Here is a 305-nt window from a genome sequence, read left to right as displayed (position 1 = left end):
TCGTTAAAAAAGAAGATTTTGACATTGAGACTCGCTTCGGAACTTTTAGATTAAGAGCTTACGAACAGACCACAAACAAACAAATTCATATTGCTTTAACCAAAGGAACCTGGAATCTTGGAGAAACGATTCTGACCAGAATAAATTCTTCACAAGTAAACAATGACTTACTTGGTACGCTGACTAACAATGCGGAACAACAGTTAGACGATATGTTTAAAGTGATCAATGAAAACGAAAAAGGTGCGGTTATCTTTATCAATCAGGATATGCAGGCCGTAAATTTATTGAACAGAATTCAAGAG

Annotated in this window: 1 pseudogene; it reads left to right on the top strand. The window is 35.4% G+C overall.

The window, feature by feature from the left end:
* Nucleotides 1–305: pseudogene (locus AO58_RS17460) on the top strand (bifunctional 3,4-dihydroxy-2-butanone-4-phosphate synthase/GTP cyclohydrolase II); the annotation flags it as partial.

This window comes from Flavobacterium succinicans LMG 10402 (assembly GCF_000611675.1).
Classification (GTDB): Bacteria; Bacteroidota; Bacteroidia; order Flavobacteriales; family Flavobacteriaceae; genus Flavobacterium; species Flavobacterium succinicans.
This window is presented reverse-complemented; position numbering and strand designations above follow the sequence as displayed.